The sequence below is a fragment of the Mesorhizobium sp. P3_A9 genome (genome assembly GCF_056402975.1).
This window is the reverse complement of record NZ_JBFUGJ010000594.1, coordinates 1-2,156: the sequence shown is the minus strand read 5'-3', so window position 1 is coordinate 2,156 and position 2,156 is coordinate 1. Positions and strand designations below refer to the sequence as shown.

Here is a 2,156-nt window from a genome sequence, read left to right as displayed (position 1 = left end):
GCGCACGACCGATGCGTCGGGATACATCGTTCTTGCAAGTACCCTGAGCGAGCGGCGGCTCCCTCTCAGCCTTGGGCACGCGACCGCCCGCCATTGTCTTCCTGCTGCCTTGGGAACCCGGAACCAAAGCGACCAGCCGCAGTTGTATCCAACGAAGGGCTCATCAAGATAATGGAGAAATTACAATGAAAACAATGATCATGTGCGCTTTGGCGCTTTCCATCGGAGTGCCGGCTATCGCTTCGGCGGCCGAAGCCGACGTCATCATCAAGACCCACCATCGTCACCACAGCAACGTCAAGGTCATCAACGAGGACGGCCAGCGCCTGCATCATCGTCACCATGGTACCGTTGCGTTCTACGACCATGGCCGCCGGCACCATCGTCCGGATGCCGTCATCGTGACAGGCTCCGTTTCCAAGCATCATCACCGCCATGTGGTGATCGAAAACAACGATTACTGATCGACGCCGAGGCCCGGCTCTTTGCAGCCGGGCCTGCCGGCAAATGGTCTGAAATGTGGCTGGTGATCCGGCGTGCCAATACAAAGGCATCATCACGAACTATCGTGTGAATACGACGCCATTCAGCCCTCCGAAAAGCTCGCGGAATTTCGCCTCACTGGCTTGAACACAGGCTGCTGGGTTGCTGAAATTTGAGGGTTCGCTCGCCACACGGGCGCGGCGAGCGAACCCTATCAGCGCAGGAAGGGACGTAGCTGCGCCAATCTGCAAATCATCCTGCTTGACCTCGCGGATGGTCAGCCAACGGCAATTCCAATCGCCATGAAAGTGATGGCCACCGCGAAGATCAGCGCGAGCAACCAGCGCGCTTGGTCAACACTCTTCTCCATCAGCTTCCTCCTGAACGTGCAGCGAACAACGGCTACGAATGGCGGCTGTTCCGAGCAACATCATGTGTAAGACCATTGCATTTCGCGGCCAGACCAAAGTCCTGCGCCATACCGGACTGAAGTCCAGCCAGGGAACGTTTGCGCTGCGGCCCTGTTCGATTGGCTGGGCGCGAGGACGATCAACGAGGAAGCGGAACTGGATGAACGTCACCATGCCTAACAGTGAGGCCACAAGATCCGATGCTTTGGGGACGCGCGTAGCGGACCTCAAGGCCAGAATGCAGCAGGCTCGGATTACGATGAGCGAAATGAAGACCTTCCAAAAGGTCGCTGTCATGATGGAGGATGGACGGGGCAGTATCGATGGCGACGATTTGATCGCCGCGTCCTTCGTTACCGACACGTTGCTCGACAAGAAGACGCCCTGAGACTATGCCAACAATCAGCAAGCTTTTTGAGTCCCATGCCGAAGCTGCCCGGGTTGCTGGAGCGCTGGTGGCGGTCGGTGTTCCTCGCGTTCAGATTGCGGTTATCGGGCCCTACCAGGACGAGGTCGGAGTTCTTATGTCTCCGCGTGTCATCCTTGGTGCAGTCGGTGCGGTGTTGGCCTGCCTGAGCGCCATGATCGTTTACGGCGGACTATCGGCACCAGCACTGATCTGCGCGGTCTGCGGCGGCGGTGCTGGCGGGTTGGTCGGCGCAACCATCGCCGCTACCCCAAAGCTGGATCGTCACACCGTTGCCGAGCGGATCGTCTTGGTGACGGCGCATGTCGATGACCATGAGACTGACATCGCGCAAGCAGTGCTCGGCGGTTGCGCTGCCACCGCATTCATCGCCGAAGCAGCATGACCGTTGGCCAGAGCCGACGAAAAGCCCGCCTCGGCGTCAACCGAGACGGGCCCTCTCCGTTACCAGTAATTGAATTAAGACACTCGACCGAGATCAACTTCGAGTGGCCGAAAACGTTCCCACTTTGGCCCGCAATCCACGTGATCATACAACGACGGGCACGGTTCAGCGGGAGGTTCCATCACGAGGGCAAATTGGCAAGGACTGCCAGCGCGAGCCGCCCAAGAAAACCGGGTGACGGCAATCAAAACAGGGTCCCGCCCTGTTTGACGCCATGGTCGGTCTCGGCATCATAATCGTCATTGGCCTTCTGCATTCTCTTGTAACCATCTTGGGTCACCGCAGCGGCATCGCGTAGGAAGATACCGCATGGCCGGGAGAGTGCCCCGAGACTTCTGTCGAGATCCTCCGCCGTCGATTTGTAGAGTTTTACGTGCCCATTCTCGTGGAC

Annotated in this window: 4 protein-coding genes; 3 read left to right on the top strand and 1 reads right to left on the bottom strand. The window is 58.5% G+C overall.

Going from position 1 to position 2,156, the window contains the following annotated elements; translation table 11 throughout:
* Window positions 1–185: 185 nt before the first annotated feature.
* The 3 genes from AC1DX0_RS35000 (at window position 186) to AC1DX0_RS34990 (ending at window position 1,705) form a co-directional block, all read left to right on the top strand.
* Complete coding sequence (locus tag AC1DX0_RS35000; RefSeq protein WP_477219556.1) at window positions 186–464, top strand: hypothetical protein; 279 nt, start codon at window positions 186–188, stop codon at window positions 462–464.
* A gap of 601 nt (window positions 465–1,065) precedes the next feature.
* Window positions 1,066–1,281 carry a hypothetical protein gene (locus tag AC1DX0_RS34995; RefSeq protein ID WP_477219785.1) on the top strand — a complete coding sequence of 72 codons (216 nt, stop codon included), beginning with the start codon at window positions 1,066–1,068 and terminating at the stop codon, window positions 1,279–1,281.
* Window positions 1,282–1,285: 4 nt separating this feature from the next.
* On the top strand, window positions 1,286–1,705 hold the full coding sequence (locus AC1DX0_RS34990; RefSeq protein WP_477358981.1) for a hypothetical protein: 420 nt from the start codon (window positions 1,286–1,288) through the stop codon (window positions 1,703–1,705).
* 244 nt (window positions 1,706–1,949) lie between these two features.
* On the opposite strand, the gene AC1DX0_RS34985 is transcribed toward AC1DX0_RS34990, so the two are convergent.
* A partial coding sequence (locus AC1DX0_RS34985) for a DUF922 domain-containing protein (RefSeq protein ID WP_477358978.1) occupies window positions 1,950–2,156 on the bottom strand: 207 nt, incomplete at its 5' end.

Excerpts from the sequence above, each read along its gene's own strand:
- AC1DX0_RS35000 (WP_477219556.1), top strand. The coding sequence starts at position 186 with ATGAAAACAATGATCATGTGCGCTTTGGCGCTTTCCATCGGAGTGCCG.
- AC1DX0_RS34995 (WP_477219785.1), top strand. The coding sequence starts at position 1,066 with ATGCCTAACAGTGAGGCCACAAGATCCGATGCTTTGGGGACGCGCGTA.
- AC1DX0_RS34990 (WP_477358981.1), top strand. The coding sequence starts at position 1,286 with ATGCCAACAATCAGCAAGCTTTTTGAGTCCCATGCCGAAGCTGCCCGG.